This is a genomic window from Flavobacterium sp. AC105 (assembly GCF_979258495.1).
On the sequence record NZ_OZ409860.1, the window covers coordinates 443,730 to 468,310 of the forward strand.

The 24,581-nt window shown below is 32.9% G+C and carries 27 protein-coding genes and 1 pseudogene; 10 read left to right on the forward strand and 18 right to left on the reverse strand.

Going from position 1 to position 24,581, the window contains the following annotated elements; translation table 11 throughout:
* Nucleotides 1-44 precede the first annotated feature (44 nt).
* From ACZ0AH_RS01750 to ACZ0AH_RS01785, 8 genes and pseudogenes are all read left to right on the forward strand, one after another.
* On the forward strand, nucleotides 45-1,127 hold the full coding sequence (locus tag ACZ0AH_RS01750) for an adenylosuccinate synthetase (RefSeq protein ID WP_463474176.1): 1,083 nt from the start codon (nucleotides 45-47) through the stop codon (nucleotides 1,125-1,127).
* A gap of 8 nt (nucleotides 1,128-1,135) precedes the next feature.
* Nucleotides 1,136-1,669: an NADAR family protein gene (locus ACZ0AH_RS01755; protein WP_463474177.1), complete on the forward strand. Its 534-nt coding sequence runs from the start codon at nucleotides 1,136-1,138 to the stop codon at nucleotides 1,667-1,669.
* A gap of 3 nt (nucleotides 1,670-1,672) precedes the next feature.
* Entirely contained in the window at nucleotides 1,673-2,611 is a 939-nt protein-coding gene (locus ACZ0AH_RS01760) for an ADP-ribosylglycohydrolase family protein (RefSeq protein WP_463474178.1), read from the forward strand.
* 8 nt (nucleotides 2,612-2,619) lie between these two features.
* Nucleotides 2,620-3,089 (forward strand): annotated as a pseudogene (locus tag ACZ0AH_RS01765) (macro domain-containing protein).
* Nucleotides 3,090-3,148: 59 nt separating this feature from the next.
* The gene (locus tag ACZ0AH_RS01770; RefSeq protein WP_463474179.1) at nucleotides 3,149-3,796 is read left to right on the forward strand and encodes a DUF4291 domain-containing protein; all 648 of its coding nucleotides are present in this window, start codon (nucleotides 3,149-3,151) and stop codon (nucleotides 3,794-3,796) included.
* Entirely contained in the window at nucleotides 3,789-4,340 is a 552-nt protein-coding gene (locus ACZ0AH_RS01775; protein ID WP_463474180.1) for an RNA 2'-phosphotransferase, read from the forward strand. Before ACZ0AH_RS01770 ends, ACZ0AH_RS01775 begins: the two co-directional genes overlap by 8 nt.
* 1 nt (nucleotide 4,341) lies before the next feature.
* Nucleotides 4,342-4,794, forward strand: a complete 453-nt coding sequence (locus ACZ0AH_RS01780; protein WP_463474181.1) for a nucleoside 2-deoxyribosyltransferase domain-containing protein — start codon at nucleotides 4,342-4,344, stop codon at nucleotides 4,792-4,794.
* 7 nt (nucleotides 4,795-4,801) lie between these two features.
* A complete protein-coding gene (locus tag ACZ0AH_RS01785) occupies nucleotides 4,802-6,271 on the forward strand; it encodes a nicotinate phosphoribosyltransferase (RefSeq protein ID WP_463474183.1) in 1,470 nt (489 codons plus the stop codon).
* 224 nt (nucleotides 6,272-6,495) lie between these two features.
* On the opposite strand, the gene nadD is transcribed toward ACZ0AH_RS01785, so the two are convergent.
* The 5 genes from nadD to ACZ0AH_RS01810 form a co-directional block, all read right to left on the reverse strand.
* Entirely contained in the window at nucleotides 6,496-7,077 is a 582-nt protein-coding gene (gene nadD / locus ACZ0AH_RS01790; RefSeq protein WP_463474184.1) for a nicotinate (nicotinamide) nucleotide adenylyltransferase, read from the reverse strand.
* A gap of 19 nt (nucleotides 7,078-7,096) precedes the next feature.
* A complete protein-coding gene (locus ACZ0AH_RS01795; RefSeq protein ID WP_463474185.1) occupies nucleotides 7,097-7,528 on the reverse strand; it encodes a DoxX family protein in 432 nt (143 codons plus the stop codon).
* 75 nt (nucleotides 7,529-7,603) lie between these two features.
* A complete protein-coding gene (gmk, locus tag ACZ0AH_RS01800; RefSeq protein ID WP_463474187.1) occupies nucleotides 7,604-8,179 on the reverse strand; it encodes a guanylate kinase in 576 nt (191 codons plus the stop codon).
* Between the two features lie 125 nt (nucleotides 8,180-8,304).
* Complete coding sequence (locus ACZ0AH_RS01805) at nucleotides 8,305-9,165, reverse strand: YicC/YloC family endoribonuclease (protein ID WP_463474188.1); 861 nt, start codon at nucleotides 9,163-9,165, stop codon at nucleotides 8,305-8,307.
* A gap of 407 nt (nucleotides 9,166-9,572) precedes the next feature.
* A complete protein-coding gene (locus ACZ0AH_RS01810; RefSeq protein ID WP_463474189.1) occupies nucleotides 9,573-9,926 on the reverse strand; it encodes an arsenate reductase family protein in 354 nt (117 codons plus the stop codon).
* 77 nt (nucleotides 9,927-10,003) lie between these two features.
* On the opposite strand from ACZ0AH_RS01810, the gene ACZ0AH_RS01815 reads away from it, so the two are divergent.
* The gene (locus ACZ0AH_RS01815; protein ID WP_463474190.1) at nucleotides 10,004-10,459 is read left to right on the forward strand and encodes a DinB family protein; all 456 of its coding nucleotides are present in this window, start codon (nucleotides 10,004-10,006) and stop codon (nucleotides 10,457-10,459) included.
* A gap of 45 nt (nucleotides 10,460-10,504) precedes the next feature.
* Here the strand turns inward: ACZ0AH_RS01815 and ACZ0AH_RS01820 are convergent, their stop codons facing one another.
* The 6 genes from ACZ0AH_RS01820 to ACZ0AH_RS01845 all read right to left on the reverse strand — a co-directional run bounded on the left by ACZ0AH_RS01820 (nucleotide 10,505) and on the right by ACZ0AH_RS01845 (nucleotide 17,585).
* Nucleotides 10,505-10,993 carry a septal ring lytic transglycosylase RlpA family protein gene (locus ACZ0AH_RS01820; RefSeq protein ID WP_463474191.1) on the reverse strand — a complete coding sequence of 163 codons (489 nt, stop codon included), beginning with the start codon at nucleotides 10,991-10,993 and terminating at the stop codon, nucleotides 10,505-10,507.
* A gap of 91 nt (nucleotides 10,994-11,084) precedes the next feature.
* On the reverse strand, nucleotides 11,085-11,507 hold the full coding sequence (locus ACZ0AH_RS01825) for a hypothetical protein (RefSeq protein ID WP_463474192.1): 423 nt from the start codon (nucleotides 11,505-11,507) through the stop codon (nucleotides 11,085-11,087).
* Nucleotides 11,508-11,612: 105 nt separating this feature from the next.
* The gene (locus ACZ0AH_RS01830) at nucleotides 11,613-14,375 is read right to left on the reverse strand and encodes a TonB-dependent receptor (RefSeq protein ID WP_463474193.1); all 2,763 of its coding nucleotides are present in this window, start codon (nucleotides 14,373-14,375) and stop codon (nucleotides 11,613-11,615) included.
* A 361-nt stretch (nucleotides 14,376-14,736) separates the two neighbouring features.
* Nucleotides 14,737-16,380 (reverse strand): glucose-6-phosphate isomerase, encoded by a 1,644-nt coding sequence (gene pgi, locus ACZ0AH_RS01835; protein WP_463474194.1) that lies wholly within the window; start codon nucleotides 16,378-16,380, stop codon nucleotides 14,737-14,739.
* A 127-nt stretch (nucleotides 16,381-16,507) separates the two neighbouring features.
* Nucleotides 16,508-17,014, reverse strand: a complete 507-nt coding sequence (locus tag ACZ0AH_RS01840; protein ID WP_463474195.1) for a lipocalin-like domain-containing protein — start codon at nucleotides 17,012-17,014, stop codon at nucleotides 16,508-16,510.
* Nucleotides 17,015-17,024: 10 nt separating this feature from the next.
* Nucleotides 17,025-17,585 carry a short chain dehydrogenase gene (locus ACZ0AH_RS01845; RefSeq protein ID WP_463474196.1) on the reverse strand — a complete coding sequence of 187 codons (561 nt, stop codon included), beginning with the start codon at nucleotides 17,583-17,585 and terminating at the stop codon, nucleotides 17,025-17,027.
* Nucleotides 17,586-17,679: 94 nt separating this feature from the next.
* Between ACZ0AH_RS01845 and ACZ0AH_RS01850 the strand changes: the two genes are divergently transcribed.
* Nucleotides 17,680-18,525 carry an AraC family transcriptional regulator gene (locus tag ACZ0AH_RS01850; protein ID WP_463474197.1) on the forward strand — a complete coding sequence of 282 codons (846 nt, stop codon included), beginning with the start codon at nucleotides 17,680-17,682 and terminating at the stop codon, nucleotides 18,523-18,525.
* A gap of 78 nt (nucleotides 18,526-18,603) precedes the next feature.
* Here ACZ0AH_RS01850 and ACZ0AH_RS01855 read toward each other — a convergent pair whose 3' ends face one another.
* The 7 genes from ACZ0AH_RS01855 to hppD all read right to left on the reverse strand — a co-directional run bounded on the left by ACZ0AH_RS01855 (nucleotide 18,604) and on the right by hppD (nucleotide 24,546).
* On the reverse strand, nucleotides 18,604-19,260 hold the full coding sequence (locus tag ACZ0AH_RS01855) for a putative signal transducing protein (protein ID WP_463474198.1): 657 nt from the start codon (nucleotides 19,258-19,260) through the stop codon (nucleotides 18,604-18,606).
* A gap of 49 nt (nucleotides 19,261-19,309) precedes the next feature.
* A complete protein-coding gene (locus ACZ0AH_RS01860; RefSeq protein WP_463474199.1) occupies nucleotides 19,310-19,498 on the reverse strand; it encodes a type II toxin-antitoxin system ParD family antitoxin in 189 nt (62 codons plus the stop codon).
* A complete protein-coding gene (locus ACZ0AH_RS01865; protein ID WP_463474200.1) occupies nucleotides 19,483-20,103 on the reverse strand; it encodes a hypothetical protein in 621 nt (206 codons plus the stop codon). The genes ACZ0AH_RS01860 and ACZ0AH_RS01865 overlap by 16 nt, the downstream gene beginning before the upstream one ends.
* 29 nt (nucleotides 20,104-20,132) lie before the next feature.
* Nucleotides 20,133-21,353 (reverse strand): peptidoglycan DD-metalloendopeptidase family protein, encoded by a 1,221-nt coding sequence (locus ACZ0AH_RS01870; RefSeq protein ID WP_463474201.1) that lies wholly within the window; start codon nucleotides 21,351-21,353, stop codon nucleotides 20,133-20,135.
* A 21-nt stretch (nucleotides 21,354-21,374) separates the two neighbouring features.
* Nucleotides 21,375-22,316 carry a tryptophan 2,3-dioxygenase family protein gene (locus ACZ0AH_RS01875; protein ID WP_463474202.1) on the reverse strand — a complete coding sequence of 314 codons (942 nt, stop codon included), beginning with the start codon at nucleotides 22,314-22,316 and terminating at the stop codon, nucleotides 21,375-21,377.
* Nucleotides 22,316-23,086 carry a DUF3108 domain-containing protein gene (locus tag ACZ0AH_RS01880; protein WP_463474203.1) on the reverse strand — a complete coding sequence of 257 codons (771 nt, stop codon included), beginning with the start codon at nucleotides 23,084-23,086 and terminating at the stop codon, nucleotides 22,316-22,318. Before ACZ0AH_RS01880 ends, ACZ0AH_RS01875 begins: the two co-directional genes overlap by 1 nt.
* A gap of 299 nt (nucleotides 23,087-23,385) precedes the next feature.
* Nucleotides 23,386-24,546: a 4-hydroxyphenylpyruvate dioxygenase gene (hppD, locus tag ACZ0AH_RS01885; protein ID WP_463478082.1), complete on the reverse strand. Its 1,161-nt coding sequence runs from the start codon at nucleotides 24,544-24,546 to the stop codon at nucleotides 23,386-23,388.
* Between the last annotated feature and the right edge of the window lie 35 nt (nucleotides 24,547-24,581).

The following is a 24,581-nucleotide window of genomic DNA, read 5'->3' on the forward strand; positions in this document are numbered from 1 at the left end:
TTATTCTATGTATTTAAGAATTAACCACAAAACAATTAGACAAAATGAAAACAGCTCAAATAGTTATAGGTTTAGGATTTGGTGATGAAGGAAAAGGAATTACAACAGATTTTCTGGCGAAACAAAATCCTGAATCTATAGTTATTCGGTTTTCAGGAGGACAGCAAGCGGCACATACCGTAATGATTGGTGATAAAAAACACGTTCATTCGAGTTTTGCCAGCGGAGCACTTCGCGGTTTGCCTTCTTATTATAGCGAACATTGCACGATTCATCCCGTTTTTTTATTCAATGAAAAAGAAGAACTCGAAGAAAAAGGCGGCAATGTTGAACTTCATATTCATCCTTTAGCCAAAATAACAACGCCGTTTGATGTTTGGCAAAACCGAAACAACGTTAGAAATCTGGATCACGGAACTTGCGGAAAAGGTGTTGGAGCCACAATGAAACGTAACGAAGGTCAGTATAAATTGTACGCCATAGATTTCATTGCGCCAAGACAAATGCTTTTGGAGAAACTGGAAAAAATCGCTTATTACTACGGTTTTTTAAATGAAAGTGAAATTGATGCAGAAGTAGATCATTATCTGGAAATCATTGACAAAATAAAATGGAACATTAGCGATTACAGTTTTTTAGAAAACTACGAGAATCTGATTTTTGAAGGAAGCCAGGGAATTCTTCTCGACATGGATCACGGTGTTTTTCCGAATGTAACGTATGCGAATACAACTTCAAAAAATGCAATTGAAATTTGCCAGAAATTAAAAATAGATGATGTTGAGATGTATTATGTTACGAGAAGTTATTTAACCCGACATGGAAGTGGCTGGATGGCAAATGAAAGAGAATTAAAATTAAAAAATAACGAAGAAGAAACCTGTGTTTATAATGATTTTCAGAGAGAATTTCGAACCGGCGATTTAGATTATGAGCTTTTAAATTATAGTTTAAAGTTAGATGCAGCTTATAGTTTTAATGCAAAAAGAAATTTGGTTGTAACCTGTATGGATCAGATTGAAGTGGATTATGAATTTGAAAAAATAACAACAGAGTTTAAAGAAATCTATGGATCATTTTCACCCGATTCTAAAGGTTTTAAACAGATAACTTCATTGTTTCAATAAAGAAAAAAATGAAATACAATATAGAAAATATAACTACGGAAAGTAAATTTTTATTTTTCTGGGGACATCAACCAAATAAACACGGAAGTATTTCTAAAACCTGTTTCAGTCAATGGTGGCTGAGTTCTTTTAAAGTCGATAAAGTGATTTACAAAACCGCTGAACATTGGATGATGGCCAAAAAAGCCGAATTATTCAACGACAATGAAGTTTTAGAAAAAATAATTAAAGCTGATTCTCCTGCTGAAGCTAAAAAGTTAGGGCGTGAAGTCAAAAATTATGATGATAAACTTTGGTTAGCGAATCGATACGAAATCGTAAAACAAGGCAATTATCATAAATTCAATCAGAATAAAGCTTTGAAGACATTTTTATTAAATACAAAAGAAAGAGTTTTAGTAGAAGCAAGTCCGGTTGACCCCATTTGGGGAATTGGAATGGCAAGTGATCATAAAGATATTCTGAATCCGGAGAAATGGAAAGGCTTGAATATTTTGGGTTTTGCTTTGATGGAAGTTAGGGATGAAATTGAGATAAATTAGATTATGGAAAACAAAATTAAATCAGGATTATTTGGTTTGGCGGTTGGTGACGCTTTAGGAGTTCCGGTCGAGTTTGAATCAAGAGTTTATCTCAAGGAAAATCCTGTTGTCGATATGATTGGTTTTGGTACTCATCATCAACCTGCGGGAACCTGGAGCGATGATAGTTCTTTAGCGTTTTGTTTAGCCGAAAGTTTGAGCAGTGGTTATAATTTAAGGGATATAGCCAGAAACTTTGTAAAATGGTATAGCACAGAATTATGGACGCCACATGGACAAGTTTTTGATATTGGAATAGCGACAAGACATGCAATTCAAAATATAGCAAAAGGATATGAGCCTTATTTATGTGGAGGTTTTTATGAAGAAGACAACGGAAATGGTTCTTTGATGAGAATTTTACCTTTAGTTTTCTATCTGCAAAAAGAAAAGGATATTGAAGTTATTTACAAAAAAGTAAAAGAAGTTTCCTCTATTACTCACGCTCATTTTAGATCAGTCTTTGCTTGTTTTATCTATGTTGTTTATTGCTTAGAAATTTTAAATAACATCGATAAAGTAGAGGCTTATAAGAATATGCAAAAGATTGTTTCTGATTTTTTGAGTGATAAGAAATTTAATCCGATTGAAATTCAATTGTTTGATAGGGTTTTAAAAAATAACATTGCTGAATATCCAGAAAAAAATATTCACTCGTCAGGATATGTATTAGATAGTTTACAAGCTAGTTTATGGTGTTTTTTGAATTGGAATACTTATGAAGAAACTGTTTTAAAAGCAGTGAATTTAAGAGGAGATACCGATACAACTGCAGCGATTACGGGAGGTTTGGCAGGAATTTATTACGGAATCGAAAATATTCCTCAAAAATGGATTACTGCATTGGCAAGGAAAAATGATATTGATGATTTGTGCGAACGATTGTCATCAAAGTTGAAATAATAAAAGAGATGAAAGATATTCAATATACAAAAGGAGATGCGACAGCTCCTCAATCAGAAGAAAATAAAATCATTGTGCATATTTGTAATGATATTGGGGGTTGGGGAAAAGGATTTGTTATGGCGATTTCAAAAAGATGGAAAAAACCGGAAACCAATATAGAGAATGGTTTAAATCAAAAAATGATTTTGAATTGGGTAAAGTTCAGTTTGTTCAGGTAGAAGAAGATCTTTGGGTAGCAAATTTAATTGGTCAGCATAAAATCAATAAAGATGAAAGCGGAAATGCTCCAATACGATATGATGCTATTGAAGAAGGTTTGAAAGAAGTAGGTCTTTTTGCAAACGAAAACAAAACGAGTATTCATATGCCAAGAATTGGCTGTGGTTTAGCAGGCGGAAAGTGGGAGATGATAGAACCGATCATTCTCAAAACACTTTCTAAAAATAATATAGAAGTAACAGTTTATGATTTTTAGATAAATCAAACTGTTTAAAATTAAAAATAACACAATGAAGATATTGTGTACAATACAAAATGAAAATAGAATTAAAAAAATACGATGAGCAAATTGTAGAATGGCCAAAATCAGGCTATCACATTATGGCTCAATATGACGAGGAAGAAATAATAGTGTATCAATCATATCGAAAAGAAATCGGCGAATTTGCTGCAAAAAATCAATATTTTGGTGGAGCATTTAGTCTGGACAGAATGACGTGGATCAAACCAAATTTTCTGTGGATGATGTATAGAAACGGTTGGGGAACTAAAGAAGGACAAGAAGTTGTATTGGCAATTCACCTTAAAATTTCAGCATTCAATACATATTTGCAAAATGCGGTTTATTCTTCTTATAATGATTCGCTCGGAATAAGTCGAGAAGAATGGCAAGAACAAGTAAAGACATCGTCTGTAAGATTGCAATGGGATCCCGATCACGATCCTTACGGGAATAAGTTAGAACGAAGAGCGATTCAGATTGGTTTAAGAGATGATTTTATAAAGTCTTTTGCAAAAGATGACATCATACTGATCGAAGATATTTCTGAATTCGTAAAAAAACAATACAAATTTGTTCAGAATAAAGAATTAGAAAAACTGATAATTCCTGCAGAAAGACCTTTTCTTTTTAAGGATGAAGAGCTGAATAAGAAACTAAAAATCTCTGGAAATCATGAATGAAAAATTAGCAAAAAGCGTAAGCAAGTTTCTAAGTTTGGTTCTTAGACATTCACCGGAAACCATCGATTTAAAATTAGACGAAAACGGTTGGGCAGATGTTAAGGAATTAATTGAAAAATGCAATAAGAAAGGAAGTCAAAATCAAATGACTGCTGAACTTCTGGATTATGTCGTAGAAAGTAATGATAAAAAACGTTTTGCTTTTAATGAAGACAAAACGAAAATCAGAGCAAGTCAGGGACATTCGATTTCGGTTGAATTAAACCTGAATGAAACAGAACCTTCTGAGTTTTTATACCACGGAACGGTTGAGAAATTTTTGGAAAACATTAAAAAAGAAGGACTTCAAAAAATGAGTCGCCAACATGTGCATCTTTCCAAAGATAGAGAAACGGCAATAAAAGTTGGAAGCAGGAGAGGAGTTCCTCAAATTCTAACAATCAAAAGTGGAGAAATGTTTAAAGACGGTTTTAAATTTTATTTGTCTGAAAATAATGTTTGGCTGACAGATGAGGTTCCGGCGAAATATATAAAGTTCCCATAAAATGAAAAAAGTTTATAAAGCCCCTGAAGATATTCCTTTGCAAAGTGATTCGAAAACCATATTTTTAGCTGGTTCTATCGAGATGGACAAAGCGATAAATTGGCAAAAAAAGTGTGAGGAATTATTAGAAGATAAATTTATCATTTTTAATCCCAGAAGAAATGAATGGGATGCCAGCTGGTCACAAACGATCGAAAATGAAAATTTTAAAAAGCAAGTTGATTGGGAGCTGAATGCATTAGAAAAAGCAGATATCATTATTATGTATTTTGCAGGAAATACAATGTCGCCAATATCATTACTTGAGTTTGGACTTTTTGCTCAATCCAATAAAATGAAAGTCGTTGTTGAAGAAAATTTTTGGCGCAAAGGCAATGTCGATATTGTGTGCGACAAATATTCGATAGAACAATTTAAAACACTAGAAGAGTTAATCCTAAATTTACTAAAATAACAAGTATATGAACCCATTACTATTAACAGACGGTTACAAAGTTGACCACAGAAGACAATACCCAGACAAAACCACATTAGTATATTCTAACTGGACACCAAGAAAATCCAGAATTGAAGGTCTCGATGAAGTTGTATTTTTCGGATTGCAGTATTTTATTAAAAAATATATTATTCATGATTTTGATGCTGATTTTTTCAAACAGCCAAAAGAAGAAGTAGTGAAAAAATATTCTCGCCGAATCAATAATTATTTGGGTGAAAACCAAGTCGGAACGAAACATATTGAGGATCTGCATGATTTAGGATATATTCCAATGGTTTTTAAAGCTTTGCCGGAAGGAGCAAGCGTGCCTTTGAGAGTACCAATGTTTACGATGTATAATACGATTCCGGAATTTTTCTGGCTGACGAATTATTTCGAAACCTTACTTTCTGCCGTAATTTGGCTTCCTTGTAACTCGGCTACAATCGCAAAAGAATACAGAAAAGTATTAGACAAATATGCCGATGAAACTTCATCTGTACCTGAATTTGTAGATTGGCAGGCGCACGATTTCTCCATGAGAGGAATGGGCGGAATCGAAGCGGCGATAACTTCTGCAGCTGGACATTTATTGAGTTTTACAGGATCAGATACGATTCCGGTAATTGACTTCTTAGAAGATTATTACAATGCTAATTCAGATAAAGAGCTAATTGCAGGTTCAGTTGCAGCAACAGAACATTCTGTAATGTGTATGGGAACTACTGAAGGTGAATGTGAAACTTTTAAAAGACTAATTACAGAAGTTTATCCAAAAGGAATTGTTTCTATTGTTTCTGATACCTGGGATTTATGGAAAGTTTTAACCGATTATTTACCGCGCCTAAAAGAAGATATTATTGCAAGAGAAGGTAAAGTAGTTATTCGTCCAGATAGTGGAGATCCGGTTGATATTATCTGCGGAAATCCAAACGGAAAAACAGAACAGGAAAAGAAAGGTGTAATTGAGCTGCTTTGGGGTGTTTTTGGAGGTGCTGTGAATGCAAAAGGATATAAAGAGCTTGTGCCTCAAATTGGAGCCATTTACGGTGATAGTATTACGGTGGCAAGGTCTATCCAAATATGCGAAAGATTAAAAGCAAAAGGATTTGCATCTACAAATGTTGTTTTAGGAATAGGATCTTTTACGTATCAATACAATACACGTGATACTTTTGGTTTTGCGATGAAAGCAACTTACGGTGAAGTTGACGGAGAAGGAAGGGCCATCTTCAAAGATCCAATTACAGATGACGGAACTAAAAAATCAGCTAAAGGATTAATGAAAATTGATTTAGTTGATGGCGTATATCATTTAACGGATAATGTTTCATGGGAAGAAGAAAAACAAGGGGAATTGAAAGAAATTTTCAGAGATGGAAAACTTTTAGTAGATCAGTCTTTGAGTGATATTAGAGCAAGAGTAAAAAGCGCGGTTAATGTTGAAGCATAATAAAAATTCAATTATTAACTTCATTTGATGTAAAAACGAAAGCCTGAATTTTAAAATTCAGGCTTTTTTTATTTTATAATCTTTGAAAAAGAAATCTTCGAAAGCAGGTCTTTGCGAACGAAGCAATCTCACTTGCTGGATAAACTTTGTATCTTTTTGATCGTGAGATTGCTTCGTTCCTCGCAATGACAAGATTGTGTGTAATTGTGATCGTAAATGAATTTTTACTTCTTATAAAAATTATTGTGATCAATATACTCCCAAACTTTTGGAGGTAAAAGCGGTTGAATATTTTTTCCTTCTTTAATGCTGTTTCTTATAAAAGTCGAAGAAATCTCTACAATTGGCGCATCAATAACATACACTTTTGGATGCGATTTTAATTCGATATTTTCAGGCTCATCGGAGATTCTTGGATAAACATAAATATCATAATGATCTAAAATCACTTCGTAGTTTTTCCATTTATGAAGCGTTTTTAGATTGTCTTCGCCCATAATTAATGAAAACTCATGAGTTGGGTACTTTTCATGCAGATGAACCAAAGTATTTACGGTATAATTAGGCTGAGGTAATTTAAATTCAATATCCGAAGGTTTAATTTTTGGATAATCTTCTGTGGCCAGAAAAACCATTTGCAAACGCTGATGATCATCTAATAAAGTTGCTTTCTTTTTTAACGGATTATGTGGTGTAACAACCATCCAAATTTGGTCTAAATCGGCGAACTCAGCCATGTGATTGGCAATAATTAAATGACCAACATGAATGGGATTGTATGTTCCGAAATAAAGGCCTATTTTCATAAAAAGTTATGCTGTAATATTAAAAAGCTTGATAGCGATTTTTTTTAGAAATCAAATAATCAACAGAAAATTTACCGCTTCCGGTTACAAGTAAAAGTATATAAAATAACAGATATAATATTCCCATTTCTTTAACATCTATTGCGTCAGCTCCATGAACAACAAACACCGCAATTAGCATGGTAATTATTAATGGAATCGCAGCCAATCGTGTTGCTAAACCAATAAAAATAAAAAACGAACATATTATTTCTGCAAATACTGCTAAACTTAAAGATGCTGTTTTTCCCACTCCAATAGGATCCGGAAACTGAATATCACCACCTGCCAAAAGCGTATTTAACTTAGGTAAACCGTGAGAAATCATTAAAATTGCAATTGATAATCTAATTACAAGGATAATAATATTCATGTAATTCTCGTTTCTTTTTACTTCAAATAAATTAATCATAATACAAATATTAATAGCTGTTTACATCAAAGCTAACGGCTGTTTTTGTAAAATAGTATTGGTCTTGTGAAGTTTCTAGTCTTTATTAACAAAGTCTTTTACCAATTGATAAGCTTCTTCTTTTGCAGTATCTAAATCGTAATTTTTTATGATCGTATCAAATTGAGGTGCAGTTGCTAATTCAACCGAAGCTTTTGCAATACGCATGTTGATTTTGTCGTCACTTTCTGTAGAGCGCTCTTTTAATCGGCGTTTTAATTCATCTACACTTGGAGGTTTTACAAAAACAGCCAGAGTTTGTTCCGGAAATTTATGTTTGATACGCAATCCGCCGGCAACGTCAATATCAAAAATTACGTTTTTGCCCAAAGCCCAAATACGTTCAATTTCGGCTTTCAAAGTACCGTAAAAGTTATCGCGGTACACTTCTTCCCATTCCAGGAAGTTTTCGGCTTTAATGTGTTTTTTGAATTCTTCCAGCGAAATAAAATAATAATCTTTTCCGTGTTCTTCTTCTCCGCGTGGGTCGCGTGAAGCCGCTGAGATTGAAAATTCTAAATTTAAATCCTCTTTCCCAAGTAAATGTTTTACTATAGTTGTTTTTCCTGATCCAGACGGTGCTGAAAAAACAATTAATTTTCCTTTATTCATTAATATATGCTTTAGGCTTTAAGCTTTATGCTTTTATTTATGCTTTAAGCTTTAAGCAGTACGCTTTAAGCTTTAATTTGCTGTGTTTTTTGCTTATAGCTTATAGCTTAAAGCGTATTGCTTTTTTACAACACATTCAAAACCTGTTCTTTAATCTTCTCCAATTCATCTTTCATCATCACCACCAATTTCTGCATTTGAGCATGATTTGATTTTGAACCCATAGTATTGATTTCACGACCCATTTCCTGAGTAATAAAACCTAATTTACGACCATTGGCTTCCGTTCCTTGAATTGTTTCTAAGAAATAATCCAAGTGATTGGTTAAACGAACTTTTTCTTCGGTAATATCGAGTTTTTCTAAATAATAAATCAATTCTTGTTCGAAACGATTTTCATCAACATTTACTTTCAATTCAGAAATTGCAGTTTGCAAACGATCTTTAATAGCCTGAACGCGTTCCGGATCAAGCGCCAAAGCGTCATTCATGTATTGACGAATATTTCCAATTCTTAAGTTGAATTCCTTTTCAAGCGATTCACCTTCGTCTTTTCTAAAAGTCAGGATGTTTTGCAGCGCTTCTTCAATGATAACCTGAATTTGGTCCCAATCATTTTCGTCGATTTCCTCACGTTCTGTTTTTAATGTATCCGGCATACGAACGGCCATTTTCATCAATTCCGTTTCATCTGCAGCAGGATATACTTCTCTTAACTGAGCGATATAATTTTTGACAACAGGAACATTTACTTTAGTCGAAGTTTGTTCAGATGTACTTTCGATATAAATCCCGAAATCAATCTTTCCTCTTTCCAGTTTTGTAGAGATTTGGGTTCTTAAACCTAATTCCATTTCGCGATAAAGCGACGGCATTCTTACGTTTAGATCTAAACCTTTACTATTTAAGGATTTTACTTCAACGGTAATTTTTTTTGTAGGCAATTGCAAAGAAGCTTTGCCAAACCCTGTCATAGATTGTATCATATAATTGAGTATAAAGGCGCAAAGATAAATAAAACTTTGCAGTCTTGGGTTTTAAATCGCTAATCTGTTTTGTGCGGAATAACTTAAAGCTTTTTTGCCACGAATTACACAAATTAGCACGAATTATTTGCAAGCTAACTTCGAAAAGATTTTCAGAATTCAAATTAAAAAAAATAAAATTTGTGAAAATTTGTGCAATTTGTGGCTAACTTTTTTAAAAACTAAAATTTTAATTTGGACGTTTCCACCGCGGCGGATCGGGCTATTCGCTCCCAATCTTTTTTTGAGCAGAAAAAAGCTCAAAAAAGGATTTCCGCTTCAAACGAAGTTCACTGAACACTAAAATAAAATAAAATTATAGTGAAGTAATCCCTAACGCAAACCCAAATTCATTAGCGCTTAGGGTATTATTTCTCTAAAGCTTTCATGACCTGCAATGTCACAGGCTGGGTATTGCCAATGTAGATTTTCTCATCAATAATAAAAACCGGACGACTTATAAAAGTATAATGTTCTAATATGTATTTTTTATAATCAGCTTCCGTTAGTGCTTTGTTTTTTAAATCCATTGATTTATATAATTGCGCTTTTTTACTAAACAACGCTTCATAGCTTCCTGCAAGCTTGTGCATTTCTTCCAATTCTGCTTCAGTAAGCGGGTTTTGTTTGATATCGTGGAAAACCAAATTATTGTCTTTTGGTAAGCTTTTAATGATTTTTCGACATGTATCGCATGATGCCAGGTAGTATATTTTATTCATGATATTGAATTTATTTGAGTACAAAGAAAATTCATTTGAAACTTAAAAATGATTATTTTTAGAAAAAAAATATAACTATGAGTTCAGTTTTTGACGTACAGAAAACGATTAGAGAAATTCTTTTGAAAATTTTAGACAATCATTCATTAGAACAGTTGAACAAAATTCCACAAGGATTTAAAAATAATTTAATTTGGAATGTCGCGCATTGTGTAGCTTCACAACAAGTTCTGGTTTATAAATTATCAGGTTTGCCTATGTTGGTTTCAGATGAATTTGTTGCAAAATATTCAAAAGGAACAAAACCGGAAGCTGATGTTTCACAAGAAGAAGTAGATGAAATTAAGGATTTACTTTTCAAAACATTACAACAAACAGAAAGCGATTATAACAATCAGGTTTTTAAAACCTATCATGAATACACGACAAGTTTGGGATTTGAACTTAAAAATGTCGAAAGCGCATTTGATTTCGTTAGTTATCACGAAGGCATTCATACCGGAATCATAATGGGACTTAAAAAGTTTATTTAAAAGAAAAAAAAATCCCGTCTTAGCAAATTTCAAGACGGGATTTTTTTATTCTACTATAGTTTCAATTGTAACTTTCATAGCGCCGCTTCCTTTATTTACGGCAATATCCATAAAAGCTCTTTTTGATAAATCGAGTTCTCTTGTTTTTACAAAAGGGCCACGGTCCGTAACTTTAACGATTACAAATTTTCCGTTGGCTTCATTTGTCACTTTAATTTTTGTGCCAAATGGAAGTTTTTTGTGAGCAGCAGTGTATTTGCTATTACTGAATCGGCTTCCGTCAGCAGTTTTTTTACCATTAAATCGGTCAGCGTAGTAGGATGCATGTGCCGTTTTTTTGTATGGTTTTAATTTTAGCCCCTTATCGCTAAAAACAGAATCCTTTTCAAGTTCGGCTATTGTAGGTTTTAGCGTTTTTGAAGTGTCCTGAACTATTTTAGGATCTGTAGGTTTGGTTTGACTCATCACATAAGTAAAACCGCTTAAAAAAGTTATGGTAAGTAACGAGAGTATAATAAGTTTTTTATTTCTCATAGGTTATTTTTTTTCAGACTTGGGGGAGTTTGTACAAATAATATGCCGAGATAAAAAAAGCCCTGTTTTAAAGGGCTTTAATTGGTTTCTTCTAGAACCAGAGATTCCACGGAATTCTACTTAAAATAAGTAATAATCCTAATCCGTAAAAAATAGCAAAAGTTTTAAATTTAGCTTCGCTATTGATTAGTTTTTTATGTTTAGACCAGCCGATAGTGATCAAAATGATAGCAATAATATTAACCAGAGGGTGTTCTAATGAAGTCAATCTAAGTTCTGCATTAGACATTTGTCCAAAAGCAGCTTTTCCTAGCGGAGACACAAAATAAAGAATTAAACCAATCAATAATTGAACATGAGTTCCAATTAAACCAAATAAGGCAATTTTGCGGTCTTTGGCTGTAAAATCTTTCTTTGACGTTAATCCGATAATTGAATTTACGACAGCGATTAATAAAAGCAACAAAGCTAAATAAGCCCAGCCAGAGTGGAATTTTTGTAGAAAATTATACATAAATTATTTTTTTGTTTAAAACAAATATAACAAAAAACGGTATAAAAAAAACGGCATCAGACTAAAAGTCAATGCCGTTTTTGATATTTATTTAGATTCTAAATATTAGAAATCATAACGTAATGTAAAGTTCCAAGTTCTACCAAAACCAAAGTATACTTTGTTTGCAGTAGCAATTCCATTATAAAGTTGTCCAGTTGAAGCATAAGTTCCTAAAGCAGGATTAGTTGAACTTACGTTATCACTTGCAAAAATATTTGTGAAAGACTCATTGATGAATACTTTATCAAAAACGTTGTTTACGTTCAATCTGAAGTTTAATGCACCTAATTTATCACTTAATACCCATTTGTATGAAATACCAGCATCTGTAGTAGCATAACCAGGTAATTCTAATGCTCCTTTGTTAGTAGCACTTCCGAAGTTAACCGGGCTAATGTTACCATATAATTTTTCAGCGTAGTTAAGGTTTGCATCAACATTTAAATGATTGAAGATTTCATAAGCTGCTCCTAATGCCATTGTAGTTTGAGCATTGTTTCCAACTTTTACTCCGTCTAGGTAAAGTGTTTGTGCAGTTCCACCAGCTACTGGATTGTTGGAAGCGTCAAAACGGTTACTTGTTGCGTTACCATCATATTTCCAATCTCCAACAGAGATCATACCGTTTAATTTCAATTTGTCAAGTAATCTTGCAGTTACGTCTAACTCAACACCTGTATGTGTTTCGTTTACACCTGAGAAAGTGTAATATCCGCCAGGATTTCCAGCTGCATCAGAATCAGTTCCAGTTGTAAATCTGTCATTCCAAGTTGTGTAGTATCCGTTTAAGTTTGCATTGAAAATTCCAGAACGGAAACCATACCCTACTTCAATTGCTTTAATTTTTTCGTTTACTAGGTTATCGTTAATAATAGAAGCATTATTAGGATAAACTGCATTGAAAAATGGTTGTTTTGAATACATACCACCATTTACAAATACATTATGGTGCTCATTGATGTTGTAATTTGCTCCAACTTTAATATCTCCACCAGAAATGTTTTTGAAATCAGTTTCTGCAAGTGGGGTAGAAGCTAAATATTTGAAGTGGTCAATTCTTTTATAACCTTGTTGAGAAACTGCACCTTGAAGGAAAGCTGTTAAGTTACCAGTTGTATACTCTAATTGAGTAAATGCACCATAATAGTTTACTTCACTATCATTCCAGTAGTTAACCCTTTCTTGGTAGTCAGTACTTACGAATGGATTTCCGCTTGGTCTTGGAGCATAAGTAGTTGTAAAGTAAGCAGGGTTTGGTACACTGTTTACGTTTGTAGCATCTCTATAGTTAGTAGCGCCAAACAAATCAATTAAGTTTTGGTAGTGGATACCTTTGTACATTCTGCCTTCAACACCAAAGTCTAAAGTGAAATTATCAGAAAGTTTTTTGTCTAAATTAATAACAGTACCATACCAGTTGTGTGAGTTAACAGAAGCAATTTCAGAAATACCTGATGTGCTGTTGATAACAGTAGCATTGTTTATTCTGTTACTACCTGTATCAGAACTATTTGTAAATTGTCCGTTAGTAGCTGTTCTTTGTCCTAGAGTAGTTCCTGTTGGTTGTCCAGAGTTCCAGTTTTGAATTAAGTCAAAGTTAATTAATCCGTCAGGATTTCTTAATGTATTGTTTGTAGAGTAAGCGTTGTTACCTTTGATACCACCATTTGTAGTAGTTCCTCCTCCACGACCCCAAGAAGCGTAAGCTACTGTAGATAATTTTGTAGTTGAGTTGATATCGTAATCCCAGTTAAGAGACATAACCGGTTTGTGGTAATAATTTGTTTTCAAATTATATTCTTCACCGTTTTTGTATCCCCAATCAGAGTTGTATTTAATGTTTGGAGTTTTACCGTCACTTCCGTATTTTAAGAAATCACTTAAAAGAGGAGAAGTTGATCTTTGGTCGTGCCATTGAGGTGCTCCTGTGAAAGTAAATTGTAAACTATGTTTGTCATTGATTTTATATCCTAAAGCAATAAAATAGTTGTATCCTTCAAATTGAGTTCCGTCAACATATCCGTTACCTTCAGTTCTGCTGAATAAAACAGAAGCAGAAAGTCCGTTTTTCATAACTCCGGTGTTGTAAGAAGCTTGAGCTTTAAGGTAGTTGTCGTTACCAAAGCTAGATGAAATAGATCCACCTTCTTTCATGTCAGAAGTTTTTGTAACGATATTGATAGTTCCTCCAACAGAAGAAATAGCCAATTTAGAAGCTCCAAGACCTCTTTGTACCTGCATAGCAGAAGTTACATCAGATAAACCAGCCCAGTTACTCCAGAAAACAGCACTGTTTTCCATGTCATTAATTGGCACACCGTTGATCATAACAGCGATGTTTTTTTGATCAAAACCACGAATAGCGATTCTTGAATCTCCAAATCCACCACCAGCTTTTGAAGCGTAAACAGATGGAGTGCTTTTTAAGATTTCCGGAAATTCCTGAGAACCTAGTTTCTCTTGAATTTCAGCAGCCTTAATAGTAGAAACAGCAACAGGAGTTTTTCTGTCTTTTGCGATATCTACAACACCACTTTTAACTACAATTTCGCTCAATTCATTAGAATTAGAAGCAAGAACGATTGTTCCTAAATTTGTAGTTCCGCCATTTGCTGTAAATTTTACAGTCTGGCTTTGATAACCAAGGTAAGAAATAACGATTTCTCCTGTGCTTGTTGAAGCATCGATAGTAAATTTACCATCAAAATCTGTAGAAGTAGCAGCCGAGGATCCTTTGATCGCAACGTTTGCTCCCGGCAAAGAACCAGTGCCGTCGGTAATAGTACCAGTAATTTTTCCTTGAGAAAATGCGGTTGAAACTATCATGAACAATAGTCCAGTGAGTAACCAATTTTTCATTGTCTTCATTTGTTATTTAGTTTATTGTTTTTGGCAAAATTATAACATTTAAATCAGATAATGTTATCAAAATGTTAAGAAAAATAACTTTTATTTAATGTCTTGAGCATTAAAATGATTTTTCTTTTTTTTGTTAAATAAAATAATGATTTTTTGAATTTCAGCACTGCTTTTTTGTTAAAATCGTAATAATTTGCACAATGTTGTAGCGGTAAACTTGCAAGAATCAATGATTTAGGTGTCTTTTATGACCTCTTTATACGAAAAAACGCCTTAATTTAAGTTAAATTAAGGCGTTTCAGCTTATTATCGATTATTAGCAGAAGTTCTATTTGTTCTTCAAAAAGTGATTTAATAAAAATGAAGTTGAACTATCGTGATTTTTCACCGTTTGTGTATTAATTTCATCCAAAATAGAATTGGCCAATTGTTTCCCTAATTCTACTCCCCATTGATCAAAACTAAAAATGTTCCAGATCACGCCCTGAACAAAAATCTTATGCTCATATAAGGCGATCAATGAACCCAGACTTTTTGGAGTCAATTTTTGAATCAAAATGGTATTAGTTGGCTTGTTTCCTGTAAAAACTTTAAAAGGCAATAAGTAAGACGCTTTTTCTGCAGAAAGTCCTTGTTTGTCAAATTCAGCCTGAACTTGCGCAGCTGTTTTTCCGTTTAACAACGCTTCTGTTTGTGCAAAAAAGTTCGACATCAATTTATCGTGATGATCCTCATTTCCATATAAAGGTTTTACAAACCCAATGAAATCAGTCGGAATTAATTTTGTTCCCTGATGAATCAATTGAAAAAAGGCATGTTGCGAATTCGTTCCGGGTTCTCCCCAGATAATAGTTCCTGTTTGGTAGTTTACCGGTTTTCCGTCACGACCAACACTTTTACCGTTACTTTCCATAGTTGCCTGTTGCAAATAAGGAGCTAGTTTAGATAAATATTGTGTGTACGGAATCAAAGCTTCACTTTCGGCACCAAAGAAATTATTGTACCAAACGCTTAACAAAGCCAGAATTACAGGGATATTTTCGTCAAATTCTGCCGATTTAAAATGTTCGTCCATTTCATTCGCGCCTTTTAATAATTCATTATAATTATCAAAACCAATTGCTAAAGAAATACTTAAACCAACAGCGCTCCAAAGAGAAAATCTTCCACCAACCCAGTCCCACATTGGGAAAACATTGTCCGGGTTAATTCCAAATTCTGTTACTTTTTGAATATTTGTCGAAACCGCCACAAAATGTTTGGCAATATCTTCCTGAGAAGCCGATTTCAAAAACCATTCTTTTATAGTTTCAGAATTTGACAGCGTTTCCTGAGTTGTAAAAGTTTTAGAAACAATTAAAAATAAAGTCGTTTCAGGATTTAATTTTTTAATTACTTCGTTAACGTGATCACCATCAACATTTGAAACAAAATGTAAGTTCAATTGATTTTTGTAAAATTGCAAAGCTTCAACAGCCATGACAGGTCCAAGATCAGAACCTCCAATTCCAATATTTACAACATCAGTAAAAGCTTTTCCGGTAAAACCTTTTCTTTCTCCGGAAATAACTTCGTGACTGAATTTTTTGATTTTATTTTTTACTTCATAAACTTCCGGAATCACATTTTCTCCATCAACTTTTATAACAGCCGATTCCGGAGCACGCAAAGCGGTATGCAAAACAGCCCTGTTTTCAGTTTGGTTAATGATTTCTCCACCAAAATATTGAGCAATTGCCTCTTTTAATCCAATAGAATTTGCCAATTCTAATAAAAGAACAATTGTTTCCTGGGTAATATTATTTTTAGAATAGTCAACTAAAAAGTCATTCCATTGCAAATTGAATTTTTCAACACGAGCATTATCTTGTTGAAACAATTCTTGTATCGTAGTTTCGTGAATTGCGTTATAGTGATTTTGCAGATTTTTCCACGCTTCAGTCCCGGTTGGGTTTGTTGTGTTTAAAGCCATTTTTTGTTTAAATTGAAAATTTGGTTATAAAAACACAAAAATACTGAAATTACTTTTAATAGTTTAATGCTTGACAATTATATAACAATTAGTTGCGAAAACGTTTTTTGTTTTAGGGTATTTCACCTTATAATTTTTTCCAGATTACTTTTGCCGTAACAGATTCACCGCCCTGAGTAGTATTTGTTACAACATATTCCATTTCATGATCTTTATTGTATATGTAAGATCGTTTTTGTTCAGTGTTTTCCCAATTTGTAAACGATGCGGTTTTTATTTTAAAAGTAATTGTTTTGTTGATTTCGTCAATTTCATATTTTCCAAAATGTGAATTACTTCCCTGAATAATCGAAGCGCTTTCTTCAGCAGTACATTTGTTTTTATCGCCGGAGCTGACTTTAAGCCTTTCGTTTTTATAAATCTGAATGCTATAATTTCCTTTTTCATCAAAAAATAATATGCCTTTCGGATTTGTTCCGTACGGAAAAGTTTTCGTTCCATCAGAAGTACTGTTTTCAACTGAAACCAAAATCCATGTACCAATTATTTCAGATCGCATTTCTTTATCTGATTTTTGCGCAAAAGCCGAATTCGTAATTATCAATGCAATCAGTATTGTTTTTAACTTTTTCATTTTTAGCAATTTAATAGTTTACTTTAATAATTTCACCGTGGATTGAAGTTTCGATACATTTTGTATATGCATTTATCAGATCATCGACCGGAATATCTGAGACTTTTCCCGGACTTACCACATTTATTCTAATTTCTCTTTCCAGTTCCAATGCAGCTGCAAGAACAAAACTGTTGATTCCGCCGTTTACAATCGCTTTGCTGCTGTTGTTTTTTACCGGTTTGTCGCCCATTTTTCCGGATGTCAAAGTAAAAGAACCATTATTATTCAAATAATGTTGACCAATTAAAACGAGATTTATTTGTCCTAACAATTTGTTTTTAATGCCAATATTTAATTTTTCTTCGTCAAGCGAAAGCAAATCTCCCGTATAACAATCTCCTGCAACACAAATACACGCATCGATGTTTTTGATTTTTTTGAATAATTTTTCGATTGAATTTGTATCAGATAAATCAATTCTAAAATCACCGCTATTTCTTCCTGCAGTAATAATTTCGTGATTTTTGGATAATTCAGGATTTAGTATTTTACCAATTTCGCCAGTTGCACCAATTAAAAGGATTTCCATTTTGTATCTTTTAGTTTGTTATTTGATACAAAATTAGAATGTTAGCCCTTCTGTAAAATTGTACTTATTGGTACTAAAATTGTATTTTAGCAAGATGACAGCGAAAAACTTATACCTTCCTTTTGAAGTTGATTTTAAAGAATTAACCGGGTTTCCGAAAACAACCCGAAAAAACAATTTCTTTGAATTAATATATGTTGTTGACGGAACCGGAATTCAAATCATCAACCATAATAAATTTCATTACAAAAAAGGAAATCTGTTTCTTGTTACACCGCAGGATGTTCATTCGTTTGAGATTTTAACTACAACCAAATTCTTTTTTCTTCGTTTTAATGAATATTACATCAAAACAAATTCTCAAAACGGACAATTGGAAACTGTTTTACGAATGGAATATATTCTTCAAAATGCGAGTCATCGTCCCGGATGTATATTAAAAAATAAAATTGATAAACCTTTAATGGCAACACTTATTGAGAGCATAATAAACGAAGAAACCAATCAGCAAATTTATCATCATAAAATAACGGAGCAAATCGTAAACGCTATAATTACTGTTGTAGCGAGAAATATAGCTTTAAAATTGCCCAAGAATATTAAAGAAAATACCGGCGAAATGGTATTGGAAATATTGCATTATATTCAGGAGAATATTTTTAATCCAAAAGAATTGAAAGCAGAGAAAATAAGTGATCATTTTAATATTTCACTTCATTATTTGGGAAAATATTTCAAAAAGCAAACGGGTGAAACACTACAAGAATATATCTCTAATTATAAATTGAGATTAATTGAAGCCCGACTTTTAAATAGTGATATGCGGATTAATGAAATTGCAGATGAACTTAATTTCTCAGATGAAAGTCATTTAAACAAAGTTTTCAGGAAACACAAAGGAATGAATCCTTCTGAGTTTAGGAAAAAGTTTTGCAAATAATTGTCATCAAATTTCTACTAAGACTTTTTATTTTAGGATACTTATATAACAATTGTAAAAACGTTTTTGTCTGTAAATTTAAAGTAGGTTTAGAATTTTAATAAGAAGAGCTACAGGAAAAACAATTAAACCAATAATAAATATAGTTTTTCCACTTTCTCTATCTGCATTATTATAAGAGTAAATTCTTTCTCCGTTGGGCAGTGTCTTTTTCGAAGTCCAAAGAGAATAACCAATTAAAATTCCGATTCCACCACCAAGAAGTGAAAATAAATATCCGGCAATTATCCAGGGTTTTTGGTTTTCTTCTGGTTTAGCTAAAATTTTTAAGCGTTCACTTTTTAAGGAAGTTAGCATTTCAAAATCTATTGATTTCCCTCTTTTTGCTAAAATCTTTTGTGCTAGTTTATAATCAAAAACGCTCCATTCGTCAGATTTTAATAAAACGTCATACAGCTCTTCGTTTGTAAAACTTAATAAATAATAATCCGGATCAATCTCATCAAGAATATTTTCTGATTCTTTTTCAAGAATAGCTTCAGCTTTTTCAAAATCAGATGGATTGATTTTTATTTCGTATTTATCCAGTAATGTACTTCCTGAAAAAGTAATGTCAACAGAAGGAATATTATCTGCTAAAATAGTTTTAATATCGTTTTTATTTAATAATGATTCGAGTTCCTGAGCCTGAATTAGCGTAGGGAAATTTCGGAAAGAAGTAAAGTTTTCGGTCATTTTAATTTGTTTATTTTAGATTCAAAACTTTAATTACATTATATTTTTCTTAAATTCTATTTTGTAATTTTCTTGATTTTAAATATTCAAGGTGTTGTTTAGGATTAAACTTTTTGTTAATTCCACTTTCGATACCATCATTGATTGCTTTTTTAAGATCAATTATTTTGCTTTCTTCTTTCATTAATTGTAAGTCAGCAGAAATTTTATTGTCAACAAGTTTTACCAAATCTTCCACCACGGCTTTTTATTAATTTCAATTTTTTTCTCGGTCTTATTAATATCTATTCTTTTTAGTTCTTCGGTTTTTATGGTTGAATCATCAAAAAAAAGTTCGCCAAGATCACTCATTCCAATTGGAGATTTTGTTCTTTCTTTCCAATCTTCAGTTTGTAATTCCGGAATTAAAGCCGAATTAATTTTAGTGACAAATTTTTGCTTTGCTTTTTCTATTATTTCTTCTTCTAGGTTTGAAGTCGAATTTTTAAAAAGAAGAAGTGAATTTCCGGGAATATTCAAAAGAAAAATTTGAGTTTTGCCTTCTTTTTTCTGAATATCCAAAACTTTAAAAAAGGAATTATCATCCAATAAAGAATGTCCGTTTTTTATTGAATCAGGATTAAATTTTGATAAATCTCTTGCTTCAGAACTTGCAATCAAATATCTCAGATTACCAGAAAAACCGCCACCGATATAACTCATATCAGTAAAACCTTTTTCTTTGATTATTTGTCCAATTTTATAATTTGAAATTAAGTTTTCGGATAAATTAGTGTCTCTGTAAAATAGTTTTAAGTCTGAAAAAGTTTCATCAAGAATATCTTTAATGCGTTTGTTTTTCATGTTTTTTCTATTTTATAAATAAAAGAATACTATAAATTTCCAATACTATCCAATTCCCTTTTCAAAGGTTCCATTTGTTTCATGAAACGCGTTTTGTCATTTCCTGTCAAAGATTCTCCGGTTGGCAAGTTAAGTCTCAATGCATCAACCTGAACTCCGTTTTTCCAGAAACGATAACAAACGTGTGGTCCGGAAGCTAATCCGGTGCTGCCAACTAAACCAATGGTTTGTCCCTGAGTAACACGTTGTCCGCGGCGAACCAAAATTCTGGACATGTGCAAATATTGAGTAGAATAGGTTCCGTTGTGTTTTACTTTTACAAAGTTTCCGTTTCCTGCAGTATATCCGGTTGCTTCAACAACTCCCGAAGCGGTAGTAGAAATTGGCGTTCCGGTTGGAGCCGCGTAATCTGTGCCTTTATGTGCTTTCCAGGTATGTTGTACCGGATGGAATCTATTCATGGTGAATCTGGAAGTGATTCGGCTGAATTTAATCGGCGTTTTCAGAAAAAAGTTTTTCAGCGTTTTTCCTTCATCGTCATAATATTCAACTTTTCCTGAAACGGTATCTTTCTCAAACGGAAAAGCATATACGATTTTACCTTTATATTCAAAAAATGCAGCTTCAAGATCCTCAACGCCATCATAAGTTTTGCCGTTTATAAAACGTTCGGTAAAAATTAATCCGTAACGATCTCCTTTTTTAAGTTTAAAAAAGTCAATCGACCACGAAAATACTTTGGTAATTCTGCTTGCAAGTGCTGTTTCTACGCTTTCGTTTCCTAAAGTTTCAGATAATGAACTTTTTAAAACGCCGCCAATAATTTTTCGCTTAAGCGTAACCGGTTTTATTTTTTTATAAGCTTTTGCAATACTGTCTCTAAAATCGACTACATAATAGGTTAACGCATCTGGCTGATAAATAAAAACCTGAAGATTATTGGTTTTGTTTTTAGAGCGAAGAATAGTATAAGGTTTATTGTACCGAATGGTTCGAACGTCAAAAGAATCTTTTACCTGAGCGACAATATCGTAAATTTGTTTATCGCCAATATTTTGACTTTGGATGATTGATCCAAAAGAATCGCCTTTTTCTATCGTGTCGTGAACAACATTAAAGTCAGTGTAATTAAAACCGAATTCTACTTTTTTAGTTTTTGGCTTAGTGATTTTAATTTCAACTTTTTCATCGGTTTTATTGCATGAAAATATTGAGAATAAAACGATTATAATTACAAATGCTTTTTTCAAACTTTTAATTTTTTTGGGAAATTAAGCGGTAGTTTCATTTCCCCAATTGGACAATTCATCTTCGGTCCACAATTTAGGAAAAAAGATGCGTCTTTGGTATTTTGGATGCATATATTTTTGCCAATCGCTTCCGCCGGTAGCTTCGCCATTGCCTTTTCCGCTTTCTAGTATGTATTTTCTTGCGGTATTTAAATGTTGCATAACCCAGGTAATGTTTACCGTATGGTCGTAATGACGCATAGCTTTGATTAGTTCTGGATTTTGTTGGTCGATTTCAGGTAGCTGCGTGAATTTTTGCCAAATGTTTTTGTTTTTAAAGTCTGAAATTTGACGTAAAAACTGATTTTTATATTTGTTTTCGAATTCCTGAAGTAAATATGATTTCTGTCCTGTTTGGTAATCTTTTCCGGCAGCCTGCCAATATAAATGTTCAAAGCTGGTTTCTAAATCCGTATTTTCATCAAAGTTGTCTTTGTATCTGCGATCTGTTAAATTGATAACATCAGTCGAAGCAAATTCAATTAAGCGATATTGTGCACTCTGAAAACCGCTTGCAGGCGTTAGTGTATTTCTAAATTTCATGTACTGATCTACTTCCATTCCGTTTTCCATAATACTGAACGAATTGGTAAGCATGTCAAAATAACGGGTAATTCTGGATAATCTTTCGCTAAAAAAATCAACCTGAATGTTTTGTGTTTCGGCAATTTGATCAATTTCCCACAAAATCATTTTAAAGATTAATTCATTTACCTGATGATACATGATAAAAACCATTTCATCAGGAAGTGTGGTACGTTGTATTTGTAAATTTAAAAGTGCATCAGTCTGAATATAATCCCAATATGTAATTGGTTTTGACCAAAGCAATCCTTCTAACTGAACATCAGTTTTTTGATTTATGGCTTGAAATTTAAGGTCAATTTCTTTTAAAATTGATTCTGAATGATCAGTAAGGTTCATTATTTTTTTACTTTAAATGGATTTTTCAATCCTTTATATTCATCAAGATCTGCTTTAAGTGATCCTACAGCAAGATCTGCTTTGATTCTAATCGGAACTTTGTTGTCATCATCTGTTATCCACATTGTTACGCTTTCCTTTTCTTTAAAAACTCTTCCGGTTTGTACCAGAGGTTTAAATACCATCGTAGAAACGGTTCCAAATTTAGTCGTAATATCTTGACGACCTATATATTTTAACTTAAATTTTGTGATTTCCTCATCAAAAAACATGTCTATCGTAATAGCGTCGCCTGATTTAAGTTTGTCAATACTTGGATGATTTCTTAAATAATAAAAAGAAGAAATAATATCCTGAACATTATCAGTAAGAAGAATCGTTTTTTCGGTTTTGCGTTTGTAATCTTTTACCAGAACCCTGTTTTCACTTTGATTAAAAATGCCTTCCTGGTTTTTTGTATAACCGCCTTCATCAATTTTTCGAATATAGCGATAAGGGTTTCCGGTTTGCTTGTCAAAATAACTTTCGTATAAATCTTCTACTTTAAAGAAAAATTTTGACATTCCGGTTGTGTAGCCTTTACCCACTGCATGAAAAACTTTTTTATTGTTTATCGTGGCGTCTTTTATTTCGAGCGTTGCGTAGCCGGCATTTACGATTCCGTAATGAATTCTGAATTTGAAATATTCCCCAGTATCAAATGCATCTTCTTTTTGAGTGTCGAAGGCAAGTACAGGAAGAATTAATATGATGAGCAATAACTTTTTCATAGTATATTTTTTACATTTCATTATAAAGATAAATAAATGCAAATTCTATTCCAAATGTACCAAAACAAAAAAACTCAGTCAAGGAATGACTGAGTTTTTATGCTATTAACTAACCAAAAAACTATAAATTATGAAATTTATATCAACTCAGAAGGAAACCACCCCTTCTTGATTTGCGAGTGCAAAGATATACAGAAAGTTCAAAAAAGAAATAGCAAAAGGCAAGTTTAACATAACATTTGCATTAAAATCAATGTTTTACAGAGAATTATTCTGCATAATGCAAAAATATAGCATTTTTATAATGTACCTCTCAATTCTTGTTCTCGCTCAATTGATTCAAAAAGGGCTTTAAAGTTCCCTGCACCGAATCCTTTTGCTCCCATTCTTTGAATAATTTCAAAAAATAGCGTTGGTCTGTCCTGAACTGGTTTAGTAAATATTTGTAATAAATAACCATCTTCATCGGCATCGACCATGATGGCTAATTTTTCAATTTCGTTTAAATCTTCTTTCATCATATCCATATGTACGCCTAATCTTTCAGGAATTGCCTGATAGTAGGTGTGTGGCGGAGCAGATAAAAAGTCGACTCCTCTTGATTTTAGCTCAGAAACAGTTTTGATAATGTCATCTGTTGCAATGGCAATATGCTGAATTCCGGGTCCGCCATAAAAATCTAAATACTCTTCGATCTGAGATTTTTTCTTTCCTTCGGCTGGTTCGTTGATTGGAAATTTAATTCTTCCGTTTCCGTTTGACATTACTTTACTCATCAAAGCCGAATATTCTGTATTGATTTGTTTATCGTCAAATGATAAGAAATTTACAAATCCCATAACGTCTTCGTAGAATTTTACCCAGGTATTCATTTCATTCCAACCGACATTTCCAACCATGTGATCAATATATTTCAATCCGGTTGGCGTTGGGTTATAATCTGATTTCCACTCTTTATAACCTGGCAGAAAAACACCGTTATAGTTTTTTCTTTCTACAAAAATATGAACTGTTTCTCCGTAAGTATAAATTCCGGAACGAACAACTTCTCCAAATTCATCTGATTCTACGGTTGGTTCCATGAAGGATTTTGCGCCGCGTTTCATGGTTTCTTCATAAGCACTTCTGGCATCTTCAACCCAAAGAGCGGCAACTTTTACGCCATCGCCATGTTTTTGAAGATGTGCATGAATTGGTGAATCCTGATTTAAAGGCGTTGTCAAAACAATTCTGATTTTGTCTTGTTTCAAAACATACGATGCTTTATCCCTAACTCCGGTTTCTAATCCGGCGTAAGCCAATGACTGATATCCGAAAGCTGTTTTATAATAATGTGCAGATTGTTTTGCATTTCCTACATAGAATTCTACATAATCTGTTCCTAATAACGGAAGGAAATCCTGCGCTCCTTCAAATATTTTTTCTAATCCGTATTCTACTGATTTTACTTCTTTCATAATGAGATAATTTGAGAATGAGATAATGAGATAATTCC